General features: G+C 70.0%; 1 protein-coding gene. It reads right to left on the reverse strand.

Annotated features, from left to right (window positions below; all coding sequences use genetic code 11):
• Positions 1 to 286: 286 nt before the first annotated feature.
• A partial coding sequence (locus ACTIFJ_RS15335) for a peroxidase family protein (RefSeq protein WP_439534982.1) occupies positions 287 to 1,205 on the reverse strand: 919 nt, incomplete at its 5' end.

The following is a 1,205-nucleotide window of genomic DNA, read 5'->3' on the forward strand; positions in this document are numbered from 1 at the left end:
CGGTATCGTCTTCCTCCGCGCCGTAGCCACCCCCGCCCCCCGGCCGATCGAACTGGGCTCGCAGCTTTACCTGTAGTTGGGCCTCCGGGGGCGGGGGCGAAGCCCCCGGACCCCGATGATCAGGTCGATCCCCCAGCGAAAACCGTCATCGCCACGGAGAAAGCCCAATTCATGGGGTCTGGGGGCTGCGCCCCCAGCCGCCGGAGGCTACTACTGCCCGCCGGAGGCCCCTTCTGCCTGCAATCCAACCGCCGGGGGGCGCCAACCCCCCGGCGATCGGTCCTTGTCAGAACCGGTCCAGCGTCATGACCTTGGTCCACGCCTTGGCGAAGTCGGCGAGGAACTTCGCCTGGCCGTCGCTGGAGGCGTAGACTTCGGCGACCGAGCGCAGTTCGGCGTGCGAGCCGAAGGCGAGGTCGACGGGGGTTGCCGTCCATTTGACTGCCTTGGTGGTGCGGTCACGTCCTTCGTAGAGGCCATCGTTGCCGGGTGCCTTCGTCCAGACCGTGCCCATGTCGAGCAAGTTGACGAAGAAGGCGTTGTTCAGCTGCCCGGGCTGGCTGGTGAAGACGCCGTGCCTGGCGCCGCCGGCATTGGCGCCGAGGGCCCGCATGCCGCCGACGAGCACGGTCATTTCCGGCACGCTGAGGGTCAGCAGGTTGGCGCGTTCGACCAGCATTTCGGCCGGCGACTTGTCGTTGCCGGGGCCGAACCAGTTGCGGAAGCCGTCAGCGGTTGGCTCCATGGCGGCGAAGGAGCCAACGTCGGTCTGCGCCTGGCTGGCGTCGGTCCGGCCGGGCGTGAAGGGCACCGACAGGTCGTGCCCGGCGTCCTTGGCGGCCTTCTCGATTGCGGCGTTGCCGGCCAGCACGACGAGGTCGGCGAGCGACACCTTCTTGCCGTCGGTGGCGGTGCGGTTGAAGTCCTTCTGGATGGTTTCCAGACGGGTGACGACCTTGGTCAACTCGGCCGGGTCGTTGACCGCCCAGCCGCGCTGCGGGTCGAGCCGCAGCCGCGCGCCGTTGGCGCCCCCGCGCATGTCGGTGCCGCGGAAGCTGGCGGCCGAGGCCCAGGCCGTCCGCACCAGCTCGGGCACGGTGAGGCCGGAGGCCAGGACGCGGGACTTGAGCGCCGCCACGTCGCCGGCATCGACCAGGGCGTGGTCGACGGCGGGAACGGGGTCCTGCCAGATCAGCGTCTCGCTG

This window comes from Polymorphobacter sp., assembly GCF_051860865.1.
Classification (GTDB): Bacteria; Pseudomonadota; Alphaproteobacteria; order Sphingomonadales; family Sphingomonadaceae; genus Sandarakinorhabdus.